15 protein-coding genes are annotated in these 15,777 nt (G+C 70.7%); 8 read left to right on the plus strand and 7 right to left on the minus strand.

What is annotated here, in order from left to right:
• Positions 1-316 precede the first annotated feature (316 nt).
• Positions 317-3,457 (plus strand): Tat pathway signal protein, encoded by a 3,141-nt coding sequence (locus OG828_RS27345; protein ID WP_328502593.1) that lies wholly within the window; start codon positions 317-319, stop codon positions 3,455-3,457.
• 91 nt (positions 3,458-3,548) lie between these two features.
• On the opposite strand, the gene OG828_RS27350 is transcribed toward OG828_RS27345, so the two are convergent.
• On the minus strand, positions 3,549-4,529 hold the full coding sequence (locus OG828_RS27350) for a zinc-binding dehydrogenase (protein WP_328502594.1): 981 nt from the start codon (positions 4,527-4,529) through the stop codon (positions 3,549-3,551).
• Positions 4,530-4,608: 79 nt separating this feature from the next.
• A complete protein-coding gene (locus OG828_RS27355) occupies positions 4,609-5,772 on the minus strand; it encodes an NAD(P)-binding protein (RefSeq protein ID WP_328502595.1) in 1,164 nt (387 codons plus the stop codon).
• Between the two features lie 219 nt (positions 5,773-5,991).
• On the opposite strand from OG828_RS27355, the gene OG828_RS27360 reads away from it, so the two are divergent.
• Positions 5,992-6,639 carry a pentapeptide repeat-containing protein gene (locus tag OG828_RS27360; RefSeq protein WP_328504946.1) on the plus strand — a complete coding sequence of 216 codons (648 nt, stop codon included), beginning with the start codon at positions 5,992-5,994 and terminating at the stop codon, positions 6,637-6,639.
• A gap of 74 nt (positions 6,640-6,713) precedes the next feature.
• Entirely contained in the window at positions 6,714-7,226 is a 513-nt protein-coding gene (locus OG828_RS27365; protein WP_328502596.1) for a GNAT family N-acetyltransferase, read from the plus strand.
• Positions 7,227-7,248: 22 nt separating this feature from the next.
• Here the strand turns inward: OG828_RS27365 and ku are convergent, their stop codons facing one another.
• Together ku and OG828_RS27375 are read right to left on the minus strand one after the other, a co-directional pair.
• The gene (ku, locus tag OG828_RS27370) at positions 7,249-8,271 is read right to left on the minus strand and encodes a non-homologous end joining protein Ku (protein ID WP_443060189.1); all 1,023 of its coding nucleotides are present in this window, start codon (positions 8,269-8,271) and stop codon (positions 7,249-7,251) included.
• Between the two features lie 59 nt (positions 8,272-8,330).
• Positions 8,331-9,740, minus strand: coding sequence for a M1 family metallopeptidase (locus OG828_RS27375; RefSeq protein ID WP_328502597.1), 1,410 nt, complete (start codon positions 9,738-9,740; stop codon positions 8,331-8,333).
• Between the two features lie 38 nt (positions 9,741-9,778).
• On the opposite strand from OG828_RS27375, the gene OG828_RS27380 reads away from it, so the two are divergent.
• Complete coding sequence (locus tag OG828_RS27380; RefSeq protein WP_328362321.1) at positions 9,779-10,279, plus strand: hypothetical protein; 501 nt, start codon at positions 9,779-9,781, stop codon at positions 10,277-10,279.
• Between the two features lie 99 nt (positions 10,280-10,378).
• Entirely contained in the window at positions 10,379-11,116 is a 738-nt protein-coding gene (locus OG828_RS27385) for a hypothetical protein (RefSeq protein ID WP_328502598.1), read from the plus strand.
• Here OG828_RS27385 and OG828_RS27390 read toward each other — a convergent pair.
• Positions 11,096-11,662 (minus strand): GNAT family N-acetyltransferase, encoded by a 567-nt coding sequence (locus OG828_RS27390; protein ID WP_328440015.1) that lies wholly within the window; start codon positions 11,660-11,662, stop codon positions 11,096-11,098. The genes OG828_RS27385 and OG828_RS27390 overlap by 21 nt on opposite strands.
• 70 nt (positions 11,663-11,732) lie before the next feature.
• On the opposite strand from OG828_RS27390, the gene OG828_RS27395 reads away from it, so the two are divergent.
• Complete coding sequence (locus OG828_RS27395; RefSeq protein WP_328502599.1) at positions 11,733-12,602, plus strand: alpha/beta fold hydrolase; 870 nt, start codon at positions 11,733-11,735, stop codon at positions 12,600-12,602.
• Between the two features lie 135 nt (positions 12,603-12,737).
• Here OG828_RS27395 and OG828_RS27400 read toward each other — a convergent pair whose 3' ends face one another.
• Positions 12,738-13,313 carry a TerD family protein gene (locus OG828_RS27400; RefSeq protein WP_210577841.1) on the minus strand — a complete coding sequence of 192 codons (576 nt, stop codon included), beginning with the start codon at positions 13,311-13,313 and terminating at the stop codon, positions 12,738-12,740.
• A gap of 171 nt (positions 13,314-13,484) precedes the next feature.
• Here OG828_RS27400 and arfB point away from each other — a divergent pair, with 171 nt between their 5' ends.
• Positions 13,485-13,913 carry an alternative ribosome rescue aminoacyl-tRNA hydrolase ArfB gene (arfB, locus tag OG828_RS27405; protein WP_328362334.1) on the plus strand — a complete coding sequence of 143 codons (429 nt, stop codon included), beginning with the start codon at positions 13,485-13,487 and terminating at the stop codon, positions 13,911-13,913.
• A 242-nt stretch (positions 13,914-14,155) separates the two neighbouring features.
• A complete protein-coding gene (locus OG828_RS27410; RefSeq protein ID WP_328504947.1) occupies positions 14,156-15,031 on the plus strand; it encodes a sigma-70 family RNA polymerase sigma factor in 876 nt (291 codons plus the stop codon).
• 27 nt (positions 15,032-15,058) lie between these two features.
• Here the strand turns inward: OG828_RS27410 and OG828_RS27415 are convergent, their stop codons facing one another.
• A complete protein-coding gene (locus OG828_RS27415) occupies positions 15,059-15,643 on the minus strand; it encodes a flavin reductase family protein (RefSeq protein ID WP_362940520.1) in 585 nt (194 codons plus the stop codon).
• Positions 15,644-15,777: the final 134 nt, after the last annotated feature.

Raw genomic sequence — 15,777 nt, forward strand, 5'->3', positions numbered from 1 at the left:
AATGCCCGCAGGCTGCGCGGCTTCGGCTGCCCGCGGGCTGCGCGGCTGGGCAGCGAGTGGGGCGGCACTGAGGGAGCAGCGGTTCTGCCGATAACGGTTTCTGCCGCGTAGATAACGGTTTCTGGCGCCCCCGGGAAACTCAGGGAGGCATTGTCAGTCGCGTGTGCCACTATCGCCCCAACGACCACTGATCCAGGGGGGATCCTTGTCCGACGCCGGTTTCCGGCGATCGGCGAGACGGGGGCGGGCAGCTGTCGTCCCGGCCGTCTTCGCCGCACTCGTCTCGCTGCTCGCTTCACTTCTGACCCTGACAGCGGTGAGCCCCGCTGCTGCCGCTGACGGGGACTGCGCGCCGCTCGTGCTCGCGCCGTTCGGTGACCCGGGGGACGCCGTCAACAAGGCGACCATCCCGGTCGGGGAAAGTGTCTGCTTCACCATGTCGGCCCCGGCGGCCGGCCGCTACCTGCTGTCCGACGGTTACGGCGACAGCCCGAACGCGCAGCTCTTCGCCGCGGACGGCACCGAAGTCGACTGTTACGACGAGCAGTTCTCCGAGGGCGGCCGCTGCGACGTGCCCGCGTCCGGCGACTACACCCTCAAGATCGCCAACAGCGGCTGGTCGGACCTGACGGACGCCGAGTTCACCGTCGTCCCGCTGAGCTCGGCCACCGAGGGCTGCTACGACCCGGTCAGCACCGCCTGGGACGTGTCGACGCCCGGCCGGACCTCGGTGGGCCCGCTGGAGATCGACTGCCAGGCCTTCGAGGGCGAGCCGGGAGAGCGCGTCCTGCTCGACCGGGCCACGGAGGTCTACGGCGGCATCGTCGCGTGGATCACCGACTCGACCGGGGCCCGCATCTGCCCGCGCATCACGGCTGACGACGAGAGCACCCTCAGCTGTGTGCTGCCCGGAGAGGGCCCCTACCGGGTGATCTCCAAGGTGACCGACTCGGAGAACGGCTTCCCCGCCGGGTACGCGGTCAGGGTGCGCTCGCTGTCCGACCCGCAGGGCTGCCGGGCCGCGCCCGTGCGTCCCTTCGGACCTGCTGAGGGCCTCGACTTCCAGACCAACCCCTGCTTCACCTTCACCGTCGGCAAGGCCGGCCGGTACCTGGTCCACGAGGTCGACGAGTACTCCGCGGGCCCCGTCCTCGTCTACGACGCGGTCGGGAAGATCGCCTGCCAGCAGACCGACCCGTGCCGGCTGCCTGCCGCAGGCACCTACACCGCGGTTCTCGGCAGGCCCCTCTTCGACTACCCCGATTACAACAGCGACGACCTGGTCGTCCTCGACCGCGCCTCCGACGCCGGATGCGTGGCCACTGAGACCGGCGTGTACCGGGGTGAGCTGAGCACGGTGGGGCAGTACGACTGCCTGACGCTGGACGCCCCGCAGGGCGCGCGGATCGCCGCGCTCACCCCGATCGCCGCATCCGGTGTGGATGCCGAGGTGGAGGTCGTCGACCGGGACGGCACCGTGCAGTGCAGCGGTACGGAACTGGCCGACGGGAACTGCGCGCTGACCGGCACGGCCCCCTACCGGGCGCTGGTGCACACCGACAACGTCGGCGAGGACGCCACCGGCCCGTACACGATCGCCTTCCACCGCACCGACGCGGCGAACGACTGCCCGGTCCTGCCCGCCGGCAGCTTCACCGCCGACGGGGCCGAGGCCGCCTTCGGCACCGGTGACGGTGTCTTCTCCCAGTGCCTGACCATTCCCGCGGACGCCCACACGGGGGCGGAGCTCTTCCAGCTGATCGGCGCCTCCGGCGGCGTACCGGCGAAGTTCTCCGTGCTGGACGCCACGGGCAAGAAGGTCTGCGACCGTACGGCCACCACCAACGGCTGGACCGTCTGCTCGCTGACCCCGGGCCAGGCCCACACCGTGCTGGTCACCGGCCGGGACCTGGCCGCCACGTACACCCTCGCCCGGCGTGACGTGACCGCGAGCGCCTCCTCGGCGGGCTGCGCGACGACCGCCGTGGGCAAGGTCGGCGGCCCGTCCCTCGGCGCCGCGTACGGCGAGCCCGGCACCGTGAACTGCCACCAGGTCACCACCGACGCGGCCACCGACGTCCTGCACATGGACGTCCGGGACGCCCTGGGCACCGCCAACATCGCCGTGTTCGGCGGTGACGGCAGTTCCGAGTGCTCCTACCGCAACCGCTCCTGCGCGGTGACCGGTTCCACCACCCACCAGGTTCTCGTGCAGACCCCGGCCACCTTGAAGGCGGCGCCCGCGTACCGCCTGGACGCCCTGCGCGTCGCGACCGCGGCCGGTCCGGCGCCGGAGTGCACCAAGGTCCCGTCGGTGTCCTACGGCTACGGGCCGGTCACCGGCACGCTCGACGAGCAGCACAGCGCGGTGTGCGCGGTGCTGCCGACGGCCGGGTTCGACCGCTTCGACGCCGAGATCACGGACACCACGGGCGCTACCGCGACGGCGGTGCCCGCGCTCTACAACGCGAAGTGGAACAACGGCTGTTCCTGGACGAGTTCCGGCTACGCGTGCTCGGCCGGGGGCGGCACCAGCGGAGCCGCGCCCTCGTTGTTCGTGCTCGGCCTGCCGGAGACGGCGTCCGCCACCTCCTACAGCGCCAAGCTGGCCTGCGTTTCGACGCTGTGCGGGCCGGACAGGGTGAGCGTCACCGGTCTGAGCCCCACGACCGGGGTCGGCGAGAGCAAGGTCAAGCTCACGGTGACCGGTACCGCGCTCGGCGCGAACACCAAGGTCAGGCTCACTCGCAGCGGTAAGACGATCACCGCCACCGCCGACTCGGTGGCTGCCGACAACCGGTCGGTGACGGCGACCGTCGACCTGACCGGCGCGGCGGCCGGCGACTGGAACGTCAGCGTGTTCACCACGTGCTGCGAGTACCCGCGCGGCACCTTCACGGTGACCGAGCCCCAGCTGACCAACACGGGCGCCCCCAAGGTGACCGGCACGGCCAAGGTGGGCGCCAAGGTCACGGCGGATCCGGGAAGTTGGTCGGCGGCTCCGACGTCGTACACGTACCAGTGGAAGGCGAACGGCCAGGCGATATCCGGGGCGACGGCGAAGACGTACACCATCGCCTCCTCGGTGGTCGCCAAGAAGCTGACCGTGACCGTCACGGCGGTCAGGAGCGGCTGGCAGAGCGGGACGGCGACCTCGGGGGCGGTGACCGTCGCCAAGGGGGACGCGCCCAAGGCGACCAAGCTGCCGGTGATCAGCGGGACGGCGAAGGTCGGCAAGACGCTGAAGACGTCCAAGGGAACGTGGAATCTCAGCCCGACCTCCTACTCGTATCAGTGGTACGCGAACGGCAAGGTGATCAGCGGGGCCACCAAGTCCACGCTGGTGCTGAAGTCGGCCCAGAAGGGCAAGAAGATCACCGTGAAGGTGATCGCGCACCGCACGGGTCACAAGGACGGGTCTGCGGTGAGCAAGGCGACGAAGGCGGTCGTCAAGTGAGCTGACGCGGTGGCATGAGGGGGCGGCCCGGGTTCTCCGTGGCCGCCCCTCGGCGTTCATGCCCACACAGCTGCGACGGATTTCCTCCCGCTCATGGCTCCAGTACGACCTTCCCGGTGGTCCCGCGGTTCTCCAGCGCGCGGTGCGCGGCGATGGCCTCGGCGAGCGGGAAGCGGTGTACGGCCGGGATGAGGCGGCCTTCGGCGGCCTCGGTGAGGGCGCGTAGTTCGAGGGTGTGTATGGGGTTGGGGCCGCCCGCCTTCTGCATCATCACGGGCCCGAGGACCTGCTCGGTCACGCCTTCGACGATGTACGGGCTGCCGTCGTGAAGTCCCTCGCCGGACCAGCCGAAGACGATGTGCTGTCCGCCGGGTCCGAGCAGGTCGACGGCCGCGCGGGCGACGTCGCCGCCGACTCCGTCGAAGACGACGGTGGCGGATCCTCCCCCGAGGTAGGCGCGGACCTTGTCCGGCCAGGCGGGGTCCTTGTAGTCGACGGCGAGGTCGGCGCCGTTCGCCTGCACGCGGGCTGCCTTCTCCGGGCCGCCCGCGAGGCCGATCACGGTGGCGCCGGCGTTCCGGGCGTACTGCACGAGCAGGGTGCCGATGCCGCCGGCCGCCGCGGGGATCACGGCCACCGAGTCGGGGCCGAGCTCGGTGAACTGCAGGATTCCCATCGTCGTACGGCCCGTGCCGATCATGGCGACGGCCTGCGCGAAGTCCAGGCGCTCGGGGATCTCGTGGACGCGGTCGACATCGGTGACGGCCAGTTCGGCGTAGCCGCCGGGCGCGAAGCCGAGGTGGGCGACCACGCGCTTGCCGAGCCACAGCGCCGCGACACCCTCGCCGAGGGACTCGATGACACCGGCGACCTCGCGGCCGGGGATGGTGGGCAGGGACGAGGCTTCGGGCGCGGGCCCTCGCATGCCCTCGCGCAGGGCGGTGTCGAGGAGGTGGACTCCGGCCGCTTTCACGGCGATACGGACCTGGCCCGGGCCAGGCAGCGGGTCCGGGACCTCTTCGTAGGTGAGGTTCTCGGCCGGGCCGAAGGTGTGCAGGCGGATGGCGTGCATGGCGCGCTCCTCGTGTGATCGCTCTGTGATCGACCCGTACGGCGATTCGATCGCTCGGTATGGCGCCCACTCTTCAACCTCAAGCTTGCTTGAGGTCAAGGGTGTTGTGGCGGCCGAGGGCCAGTGACACCGCGGTGAGCGCGCTGTTGAAGGAGACCTCGGACAGCACGCCCGGCGCGGCGACCTGGTCGCCCGCGAGATAGACGCCGGCCCCGCGGTCGACGGCCGGCCGGTCGCGCCAGCTGGTGCCGGGCAGGTCGACGGCGCCCGTACGGCCGTTCGCCACGGCCTCGCGCCGCCAGGTGACGCGCTCGCGCCAGCCCTCGAAGGCCATGTCGAGCAGCCGCTCGGCACGGGCGATGCCGTCGGCCCGGGACTCGTGCGGAGCGATCGGGATCTGCCCCTGGATGAGCTGCTCACCGGCCGGCGCCAGCGAACGGTCCTGCGCGGTGAACCGCTCCAGCCAGCCGGGGGAGTCCAGGTCGGAGACGACGAAGGCGTCCCCGCGCCGGGTCCGCACCGCGAGGTCGATCAGAGCCGTACGCCCGCTCGTCCACGTCAGGGAGTCGTCCTTCAGCAGGTGGCGAGCGGAGTCGAGGGAGGTCGCGACGACGACGGGCGTGTCGGTCGGCAGGGTGTCGACGCGGGACAGCGTCTCCATCCGCACACCCATATTCCACGCCCGCGAGGCCATCCGGTCGATGAGCGTGGCCCAGCCGCCGCGCGGATAGTGCGCCTCCGGAGGCAGCTTCGTGGCACGCCGCAGCCGCTCCTGCACGAAGGCGGCCGACAGACTGCCGGGGTCGTGATGGAAGAGCGCGACGGCGGAGTAGTGCGCGGCGGCGCGAGCCCCCTCCTCACCCGCCTCCCGCTCGGCCCACGTCATGAAGTCGACGTCGACAGGCGCCCGTTGCGCGCTGTGGCGGAGCAGCTTGAGCATCGCGAACGGTGGGGTGCGGCGCAGCACGCCGTGGTGCTTCAGCCGCAGCCGGGCCGCCTCCAGGGGCGGGATGGGCGCGAGCGGCCCGATCAGGTCGCGCTGCCGGAGCCAGGCCCAGTGCGGGCCGCCGCTGTAGAGGGCGTGCGGGCCTTCGTTCGTCCGGTACGGCCCCTCCGCGGTCCGCGCTCTCCCGCCGAGGGTGTGATGCGCTTCGTGCACGGTGACCTTGGCGCCCGCCTCCGCGGCGGTGATGGCCGCGGTGAGTCCGGCGAAGCCGCCGCCGATGACGGTGATGCGGTGCATGGCTGGGGGTCTCCCTCTGGTTGGGTCGCCTTTCTGGGAGTACGACGGTCGGAGGGGGCCGGAATGTGACATGGCAGGCTGCTGGGGTGGGGTTTTTGCAGGTCAGGGAGGATTGTCAGTGGCCGGGTGCAGCATGGGGGGTGATACGGGCGCGGTACGGACGGTGCGGTGTGGTGCGTGAGTGACGGGAGGCAGGGCGTGGCGAAGAAGGCTGGGGCCGTGAAGGGGGCGCGGCGGCCGGAGGTGCGGTTGCCGGCGCTGGAGCCGTTCGGGGACGGGGAGTTGGAGCCGGACGGGGATTACGACGGGCTGGACTTCCGGGAGTCCGACCTCGCCGGGCAGGACGGCGGGGGCGCCCGTTTCATGGACTGCGCGCTGACGGGCTGCGCCCTGGACGAGACACGGCTGCACCACGCCCGCTTCCTCGACGCGGTCCTCACCGCCCCGCGCGGCGTCGGCACGAACCTCGCGGAGTCGACCCTGCGCGACGTCGAAGTAGTGGACGCCCGGCTCGGCGGAACCCAACTGCACGGCGCCGTCCTGGAACGCGTCGTCATCCGCGGCGGCAAGATCGACTACCTGAACCTGCGCGCCGCCCGCCTCAGAGACGTCGTCTTCGAGAACTGCGTCCTGGTCGAACCCGACTTCGGCGGCGCCCGCCTGGAGCGCGTGGAATTCCCCGGCTGCGTCCTCAAGGAGGCGGATTTCACCTCGGCGACGCTGCTGGACGTCGACCTGAGGGAAGCGGCGGAGCTGGGCATCGCACGGGGGATCGGCCAACTGTCGGGGGCGGTGATCAGCACGGGTCAACTGCTGGATCTGGCGGGGGCGTTGGCGGGGGAGCTGGGGATCCGGGTGGAGGGGTGACGGCACAGGGGCGATCTCGTCCGATTCCCCGGACGATTCCCTTCGGGGAATGAGGCGGCCGATACCCTGCGCCCGTGATCCTCACCCCCCTCCCGCTCACCCCCGACCACGACATCCCCGCCCCCCTCCTCACCGAACTCACCGCCCTGTACGCCTCCAACCACGAGTTCCAGGCGCTCAGCGGCGACTTCCCAGACCCCGACGACATCCGTCCGGAGCAGGTGGCGGCGTCCGTGGCGGACGAGTTGGCGAATCAGGACGTGGAGGTGCTGTTGGCGAGGAGTGAGGGGAAGCTGGTCGGGGTGGTGATCACGCTGGCGCACCATCCCGACCCGGCGGACCCGGACCCCTGGATCGGCCTGCTGATGGTGGACGCGTCGGCGCAACGCCGGGGGTATGGACGTCAGTTGGCGTCCCTCGTCGAGGACCGCTTCCGCACCGGCGGCCGTAGCGGCGTACGTCTGGCCGTCCTCGACAACAACCCCAAGGCGCTCGCCTTCTGGACGACCCTGGGCTACGAGATCATCGGCCGCCGCGAGGACCGCCGGCTCGCTCGTCCGTGTGCGGTGTTGCGCAAGGAGTTGTAGTCCCTCAAGCCGTCCGGTCCGCTCAGGCCGTGCGCTTTCGGGGTGTCGTCTTCTTGGCCTGCGTTTTCTTCGCCGTGCTCTTCGAGGCCGTGGACTTCTTCGCGCCCTGCGTCGACTTGGCCGTCGTCTTCTTCGCGGAGGCTGTCTTCTTCGCGGCCGTCTTCTTGGCCGCTGTCGACTTCTTGCCGGCCGGCTGTTTGGGAGCGGCGCGGGCGGTCTTGCGGGACGGGAGGCGTTTGACCTGGGCGGGTTCCTCTTCCGCCGTCTCGCCGCGGGACTCCTTCGCGTCCCGGACGCTCTTCTCCAGGGCGGCCATGAGGTCCAGGACCTTGCCGCCCTTCGCGGGCTCGGGGGCCTCGGGCGGCGCCTCGCCGGCGGCCTTCGCGGCGATGACCTCCTCGACGGCCTCGCGGTACTCGTCGTGCAGGTCCTCGAGCTCGACCTCGCCGAGGGTGTCCATCAGGGCGTCCGCGAGGTCCAGCTCCTTGTCGCGGACCGTGACTCCGGTGTCCGGGGCGACGCCCTCGGGGGCGCGGACCTCGTCCGGCCACAGCAGCCCGTGCATGGCGATCGCGTCGTCGACCACCCGCAGCATGCCCAGCCGCTCCCGCCCGCGCAGGGCGAATTTCGCGATGGCGACCTTGTTGCTCCGTTTGAGTGCCTCGCGCAGCAGCGTGTAGGGCTTGGCGGCCGGGGCGCCGCTCGCCGCGAGGTAGTACGCGGCGTCCATCTGGAGCGGGTCGATCCGGTCGTTCGGCACGAACGCCACGATCTCGATCGTCTTGGCGGTGGGCAGCGGAAGGTGGGACAGGTCCTCGTCGGTGATCGGGATGAGCGAGCCGTCCGCGTCCTCGTACGCCTTGCCGATCTCCCCTTGCGTGACCTCGCGGTCCTCCAGTTCGCAGACCTTGCGGTAGCGGATACGGCCGCCGTCCTCCGTATGGATCTGGCGGAAGGAGATCGAGTGGCTCTCGGTGGCGTTCACCAGCTTGATCGGGATGCTGACCAGGCCGAACGAGATGGCGCCGTTCCAGATGGATCGCACGTGCAGCACCCCTCCGCACCCTTTTGTCACTGTTTACGGGAGATTCCCATCGTATGACGTCAGGGCTGGTCCGGCCTGCCCTCGCCGTACAGCCACTCCTCCCAGACCGGCGTGAAGTCCTGACCCGGGGCCCGCCGCTCGACGTACGCCGTGAAGTCGTCGGTGTCCGCGTTGCCGTGGCGGTGAGTGGCGGCCCAACCCTGGATGATCTCGTAGAACGTGTCGTCGCCGACCGTCTCCCGGATCTTGTGGAGGACCATCGCGCCGCGTACATAGACAGGGGGGTCGGAGATGTGCGCGGCGTCGGTCGGCTTGCCGGGCGGGAAGGCCCAGATCGCCTCGTTGTCCTCGGGGTCGTCGTAGTAGTCGCCGGCGTAGAGCTGGTCGAAGATCTGCTGGGCGGATTCGCCGTCGTGGTCCTCCTGCCACAGCCACTCTGCGTAGGTCGCGAAGCCCTCGTTGAGCCACATGTCCCGCCAGGTCTTGGGGGAGACGGAGTCGCCGTACCACTGGTGGGCGAGTTCGTGGACGAGGAGTTCCGTGTCGGGGGCGCCGGGGAAGACGGGCCGGTTCTGGGTCTCCAGGGCGTAGCCGATGTCGTCCTCGCGCTCGATGATCGCCCCGGTGGAGGAGAACGGGTACGGGCCGAAGGTGTCCTCGGCCCACTCCATGATCTCGGGCAGCCGCCCCAGCACCTCCCGGCTCGCCTTGGTCTGGCGGGGGTCCACGGCCGTGTACGCCGGCAGGGCGTCCGCGACGGTGGTGCGGCTGATGTCGTAGCGGCCGACGGCGAGCGTGGCGGCGTGGCTCGGCACGGGCTCGGCGGTGTGCCAGGTGAAGGTCGTACGGCCGTCCCTGGTCGTCTCGTCGGTCAGTTCCCCGTTGGAGACGGCGTGCAGCCCTTTCGGCACGGTGACTTCGATGTCGTACGCCGCCTTGTCGGACGGGTGGTGATTGCCGGGGAACCAGGCCATGGAGCCCGTCGGTTCGCCGAGGGCCAGGGCGCCGTCCTCGGTGGGCAGCCAGCCCTCCTCCGAGCCGTCCGGGTCGGTGATCGTCTCGGGGGTGCCGGAGTAGCGGACGGTGATGCGGAAGGTGTCCTGGTCGTCCAGGTCGTGGCGCGGGCGGACGGTCAGTTCCTGGCCGGTGCGGTTCCAGCGGGCGGGCTCGGTGTCCACGGTGAGCGATTCGATGTCCAGGCCCTCGAAATCGAGGTTGAAGGCGGAGAGGTCCTGGGTGGCCGTCGCCGTGATCTCGGCGGTGCCGGTGAGGTGCTGCGTCTCGGGGACGTAGCCGAGGGTCAGGCCGTAGTGCGTGACGTCGTAGCCGTCGTTGCCCGCCTTCGGGAAGTACGGGTCGCCGAGGCCCGAGCCGCCGGGGGTGCCGACGACTCCGCCGCCGCACGCGGTCGACGCGAGGGCGAGCAGGGCAAGTGCGCAGGTCGGGACAACGGGTACGGATCGGGACACGTCAAGGATCCTAGGCGGGCCGTGACACCATCGCGTACGTGCTCGACATCGGCTACGCCCTTTCCACCCGTTTCCCCGATCCGCCCCAGACCGACTACCGGCGCGCGGACGTCCGGGCGCTGCGGCACGATCTGTTCTGCGGGGACGTCTATCTCGCCGACACCAAGGCGGACCGGGAGTTGTCCACAGCCTGGGGATGGGTGCCCGTGCTCGACTTCGCGTGGGCGCTGTGCGACATCGTCGAGCGCATCGACCGGGATCCGGCCGGCTCCCGGGCCTCCCGCCCCCAGCGGGCGGAACTCGACTTCACCGAGTCCACCGACCGTCTGCTCTTCGAGCGCCGCTTCGGGTGGGTGGACATCGAGGCCGACTGGATGCCGGCGGAGGAGCCACCCCTGAGCTTCTCCCACGCCGAGCTGCGGCGCGAGGCCCGCGATTTCCTCCAGGACCTGATCGCCGACCTGTGCGATCTGCACGACGACCTGGCGGAGAACCCGGCGATCTGGACCTTGCAGGCGAAGTTCCCGCGGGTGGGGTGAGCCGCGGCGGCGATTGCCGGAACACGGAAAGGAGAAGCGCGGAGGGTTGCCCACTGAGCCCGTTGCCTTCCGCCTTCCGGCCAGAGAAGCTTTGGCCTCGTGACAACAACGCGTACGGACACGATCAACGGGACGGGCAAGGGCGGGGCGCTGATCGTCGCCTCGCTGATCCCGGCGTTGTTCTGCTACCTCGCCTTCGCCGTCTGGCTGCCCTCCGACGTCGGGCGCCACCGGGACTACGGGGCGGCCGAGCAGTGCCCTGACCGGGCGGCGACGCAGCGGGCGGAGGACTGTCTGCGTACGGTCACCTTCACCGTGAAAGACACGGAGATCGACAGCCGCGGAAGGCGGGTCTCCTACACCGCGATCCTGTACGCCGCTCCGTTCTGGAACCACGAAGTGGCCTTCGGTGATCCAGGGCCGGTGCTGGAGCGGCTTCGGCCGGGCGAACGGATCACGGGCACCGTCTGGCGCGGCGACATCATGACGATCACCAAGGGCGACGCCCGGCAGAACACCGCCGACGCGCCTCGCGACGAGGCCCAGATGACAGCCGCCATCGGCACGTTCGCAGGCCTCCTGGCGGCCGTGGCGCTCGGATTCGGCGCGGTACGGCTGACCCGGCCCCGCGATCCCGAGCCCTTCACCTGGCGCCCGTACGGCAAGTGGCTGCTCATCACCCTGGGCGTCCTCTGCGCCGGCGCGGGCTTCCTCAGCCTGTGGCTCGGCCTGCCCTGGTGGCTCGTGCCCACCGTCGTGATCCCGGTCATGTCCTACGTGGCCTGGCAGCTGTACCGCCACTGCCTGCAACGCCTCTCAGTCGCCCCTGCCCCGTGAGTGCAGATGACCGTCGAGCGGGAAGGCCGGCGGCGCGGCGGGCAGCAGCCGGTCGAAGTCGTAGCCGCTCTTGTGCGCCACCCGGCACGAGGCCAGGTTGTCCACCTGGTGCAGGAGCTCCAGACGTACGAGGTGGTCGGTACCCAGGTGCCCGAACGCCCACCCGGTGACGGCTTCCAGCGCCCGGGGCGCCACTCCGCGTCCACGAGCGTGCGCCGCGGTCCAGTAGCCCACCTCGGCCGACGGCTTCCCAACAGCCACGTCCTTGAGCACCACATGCCCGGCCAACTGCCGCTGATCTGCTCCGGGTTGCGTCTCCAGCACGGCGAAGCCGAACTGGTCACCGGCTGCCCAGCCCTGCTCCTGACCTCGCACCCACCTCAGCGCGTCGGCCTCGTTCTCCACGGCGAGACTCGTCCAGTGCCGCAGGGCGCGATCCCGGCCCGCCTCGACCAGGGCGGGGACGTCGTCGACGCACCAGGGGCGCAGCACGAGGGCGGGCAGCGACGGTGTCGCGTCAGCGTGTAGTACGACCGTGTCAGGCACCGGACCATCGTATGAGCGCCGCGGGACTTGGCGGCGATGAGTTCTCGGTGCGGACCGGGTCTACACGGTTATGGCTACGCAGATGCTCAAGACTCCCGAGGTCGACCTCGCGTACGACGTCCACGGACCGCTGCCGCCCGTCGGCGGACGTCCACCGCTGTTCATGATCGGCCAGCCGATGGACGCCAGCGGGTTCGGTGTGCTGGCGTCGCACTTTCCCGACCGCACCGTGATCACTTACGACCCGCGTGGTCTCGGCCGCAGCACCCGCAGGGACGGCCGCGTCGACCACGTACCCCAGATCCAGGCCGCCGATGTGCACGCCGTCATCGAGGCGCTCGGCGCGGGCCCGGTCGAGATGTTCGCGAGCAGCGGCGGTGCGGTGACCGCGCTCGCCCTGGTGGCGGCCTACCCCGAGGACGTGACCACCCTGGTGGCGCACGAGCCGCCGCTCATTGAGGTGCTCCCCGACGCCAAGGCGGCCGAGCGCGCCCGGGCCGGCTTCCGGGATGTGTACCAGGAGAAGGGCTGGGGTGCCGGCATGGCGGCCTTCATCGTGATGACGTCGTGGCAGGGCGAGTTCACCGACGACTACTTCGCCCAGCCCGCGCCGGATCCCGCTGCCTTCGGGATGCCGGCCGAGGATGACGGCACTCGTGACGATCCGCTGCTGTCCGACCGGTCCTGGGCGGTCAGCAGTTACCGGCCCGACGTCGACGCGCTCACCGCGGCGCCGACGCGGATCGTGATCGCCGTGGGCGAGGAGTCCGAGGACACCTTCACCGGACGCACCTCGGTTGCGACGGCCGAGCTGCTCGGTCAGCAGGCGACGGTGTTCCCCAGCCACCACGGCGGCTTCCTCGGCGGCGAGTTCGGCTACGCCGGGCAGCCCGAGGCCTTCGCGCGCAAGCTGCGCGAGATCCTCGACGAGGTCGGCTGAGGGTGGGTCGGGCTGAGTGTCGGTCGGCTGAGGGTCGGTCGGGCTGAGTGTCGGTTCGGCTGAGGGGCGCCGTACGCGCCGACGACGGAGCCCCCGGCCTCGAAAGGCCGGGGGCTCCGTAAGACAGGGCGTCCGTCAGACGTTCACGCCGAAGTCCTGGGCGATGCCGACCAGGCCCGAGGCGTAGCCCTGGCCGACGGCGCGGAACTTCCACTCCGCGCCGTTGCGGTAGAGCTCGCCGAAGACCATGGCCGTCTCGGTGGCCGCGTCCTCCGAGAGGTCGTAGCGGGCGATCTCGGCGCCGCCGGCCTCGTTGAGGATGCGGATGTAGGCGTTGCGCACCTGGCCGAAGTTCTGCGTGCGGTTCTCGGCGTCGTAGATGGACACCGGGAAGACGATCTTCTCGATGTCGGCCGGGAGGGCCGCCAGGTTGACCTTGATCGCCTCGTCGTCGCCCGCGCCCTCGCCCGTGCGGTTGTCGCCGGTGTGGACGATGGTGTTGTCCGGCGTCTGCTTGTTGTTGAAGAAGATGAAGTGGGCGTCGGAATACACCTTGCCCTGCGGGTTGACCGCGATCGCCGAGGCGTCGAGGTCGAAGTCCGTGCCGGTGGTGGTGCGGACGTCCCAGCCGAGGCCCACGGTGACGGCGGTCAGGCCCGGAGCCTCCTTGGTGAGCGAGACGTTGCCACCCTTGGACAGGCTTACAGCCATTGTTGGGAGTCCCTTCCCTCGTTTACGTACGGCAAGAACGCTACAGCTACCCCTACCAACGCCGGGAGCGTACGCGAGGTTCCAGGTGGCTTTACTTTCTTTACCTGGGATGGCCGGAACGCTCCGGATATTCGGGTGACGTGGACCGGACAGAGCGGCGACCATGGAGCCATGTCCGGTCCCTATCCCATTCGCGGCTCCGTCTCGCTTCCCGAGGCCGAGCTCATGTGGCGTTTCTCGCGGTCCTCGGGTCCGGGCGGGCAGCACGTCAACACGAGTGACTCGCAGGTGGAGTTGCGCTTCGACCTGGCGAAGACCGAGGCGCTGCCCGAGGTGTGGAAGCAGCGGGCCCTGGAGCGGCTGGCCGCCCGGCTCGTCGACGGGGTCATCACCGTACGGTCCTCCGAGCACCGGTCCCAGTGGCGCAACCGCGAGACCGCGGCCGTACGCCTCGCGGCGCTTCTCGCCGAGGCCACCGCGCCGCCGCCCAAGCCGCGGCGGCCGACGCGCATCCCCCGCGGGATCAACGAGCGGCGGCTGCGGCAGAAGAAGGCACGGTCGGACACGAAGCGGGGACGATCGGGGCGGGACTGGTCCTGAGCCGACGGGCCGCATGGCCGGTCCCGAGCCGGGTCGGCCGCTCTCCCGTCCCGAGCCGGTCAGCCGCCCGGCCGGTCCCGAGCCGTCGGCGCCCACGGCCGGTCCTGAGCCGGTCGGCCGCTCTCCCGGTCCCGAGCCGGTCGGCGTGACACACCAGCTCCCCCTCCCCGTGTCACGTTTCCCCCACCCCCTCCGTCATGTTCGTGTCGACCGACCGCGATCCGTACGAGGGGACCCCGACCATGACCGACGCGCCGCACAGCACCGAGTTTCTCGCCGAGCGGTTCGAGTCGCACCGGAGTCACCTCCGGGCGGTCGCGTACCGCATGCTCGGCTCGCGGGCGGAGGCGGAGGACGCGGTGCAGGAGGCGTGGCTGCGGCTGAGCCGGTCGGACACCAGTCGGGTCGACAATCTCCGGGGCTGGCTCACGACGGTGGTGGGCCGGGTCTGCCTCGACATGCTCCGCACCCGGAAGTCCCGCGCCGAACAGCCACTGGACTCCGGCCCGCCCGTCCCCGCGGACACGGCACCGGACCCGGAGCAGGACGCGCTGCTCGCGGACTCGGTGGGCGTCGCGCTGCTGGTCGTACTGGAGACGCTGTCGCCCGCGGAGCGGCTGGCGTTCGTGCTGCACGACCTGTTCGCGGTGCCGTTCGACGAGGTGGCCACGATCGTGGGGCGGACGCCGACCGCGGCCCGGCAGCTGGCCAGTCGCGCCCGGCGGCGGGTGCAAGGCGCAGAGGCCCCGGACACCGATCTGGTACGGCAGCGGCGGGTCGTCGACGCCTTCCTGGCCGCCGCGCGGGACGGCGACTTCGACGCGCTGGTGGAGGTGCTGGACCCGGATGTCGTGGCGCGGTCCGAGGTCGGCGTGAACTCGGGTGCCGTGGCGGTCGCTTCCTCGGCGTCCCGTTACTCGCAGGCCGCCCTGGCACAGCCCGCCCTGATCACCCGCCCCGCCCTGATCGGCGGCAACGTCGGCATCGTCGTCCTCGTGGACGGCCGCCCGGTGCGGGCGCTCAGCTTCACGGTCGCACACGACCGGATCACCGCGATCGACATCACGACCGACCCCGCCCGCGCCGCCGACCTCGACATCACGCTCCTGGATGTGTGAGCTGTGTGACCTGCGTTACGTGTGACGTCACCCCAACTGCCGGTACCGCCCCCGGAAATACGCGAGCGGGCCGCCGTCCGCGCTCGGTACGGCGGCCGTCAGCACCCGGCCGATCACCAGCGTGTGGTCGCCCGCGGGTACCCGCTGTTCCGTACGGCACTCCAGGGTCGCGAGGGCGCCGCCCACCAGGGGAGCGCCGGTCGCCTCGCCGCGGACGTACGGGATGTCCTCGAAGAGCAGACGGTCGCTGATGCGGCCCTTCATGGCGAAGCGGCCGGCGATGTGGCGCTGGCTTTCGGAGAGGACCGAGACCGCCCACAGGGGCTGCTCGGCGAGCAGGTCGTCCATGCGGGAGCCGTCGCGCAGGCTGACCAGGACCAGGGGCGGGTCGAGGGACACCGACATGAAGGCCGTCGCGGTCATGCCGACGTCCTCGACCTTCGGCGACATGGGGTCGTCCGGGTCGAGCGGGGGTTCCTGTGCGGTCACCAGGACCACGCCCGCGGCCAGCCGGGACATGGCTGCGCGGAACTCGTCGTTGCTCACCCCCTCAGCATGCCCGGCGCGAGGGACGGGGACGGGCGGGGTGGTGGCAGGGGGAGTGTTCAGCACGCGGAAACGCTAGTCTCCGGCCGGTGCGGGGCACATCGGGCGTCAGCCCGAACCAGGTCCTAGGACCAGATACCTAATCTCCACAGAGGTGCGAAATTTGCGGTCGGTAAACGCACAGGAAAATCGCAGAAACA

The sequence above is a fragment of the Streptomyces sp. NBC_00457 genome (assembly GCF_036014015.1).
Classification (GTDB): domain Bacteria; phylum Actinomycetota; class Actinomycetes; order Streptomycetales; family Streptomycetaceae; genus Streptomyces.

Coding starts and splice junctions, on each gene's coding strand:
- OG828_RS27355 (WP_328502595.1), bottom strand. CDS start 5,772: ATGCACCGCATCACCGTCATCGGCGGCGGCTTCGCCGGACTCACCGCG.
- OG828_RS27400 (WP_210577841.1), bottom strand. CDS start 13,313: ATGGCTGTAAGCCTGTCCAAGGGTGGCAACGTCTCGCTCACCAAGGAG.
- arfB (WP_328362334.1), top strand. CDS start 13,485: ATGTCCGGTCCCTATCCCATTCGCGGCTCCGTCTCGCTTCCCGAGGCC.
- OG828_RS27350 (WP_328502594.1), bottom strand. CDS start 4,529: ATGCACGCCATCCGCCTGCACACCTTCGGCCCGGCCGAGAACCTCACC.
- OG828_RS27395 (WP_328502599.1), top strand. CDS start 11,733: ATGGCTACGCAGATGCTCAAGACTCCCGAGGTCGACCTCGCGTACGAC.
- OG828_RS27410 (WP_328504947.1), top strand. CDS start 14,156: ATGACCGACGCGCCGCACAGCACCGAGTTTCTCGCCGAGCGGTTCGAG.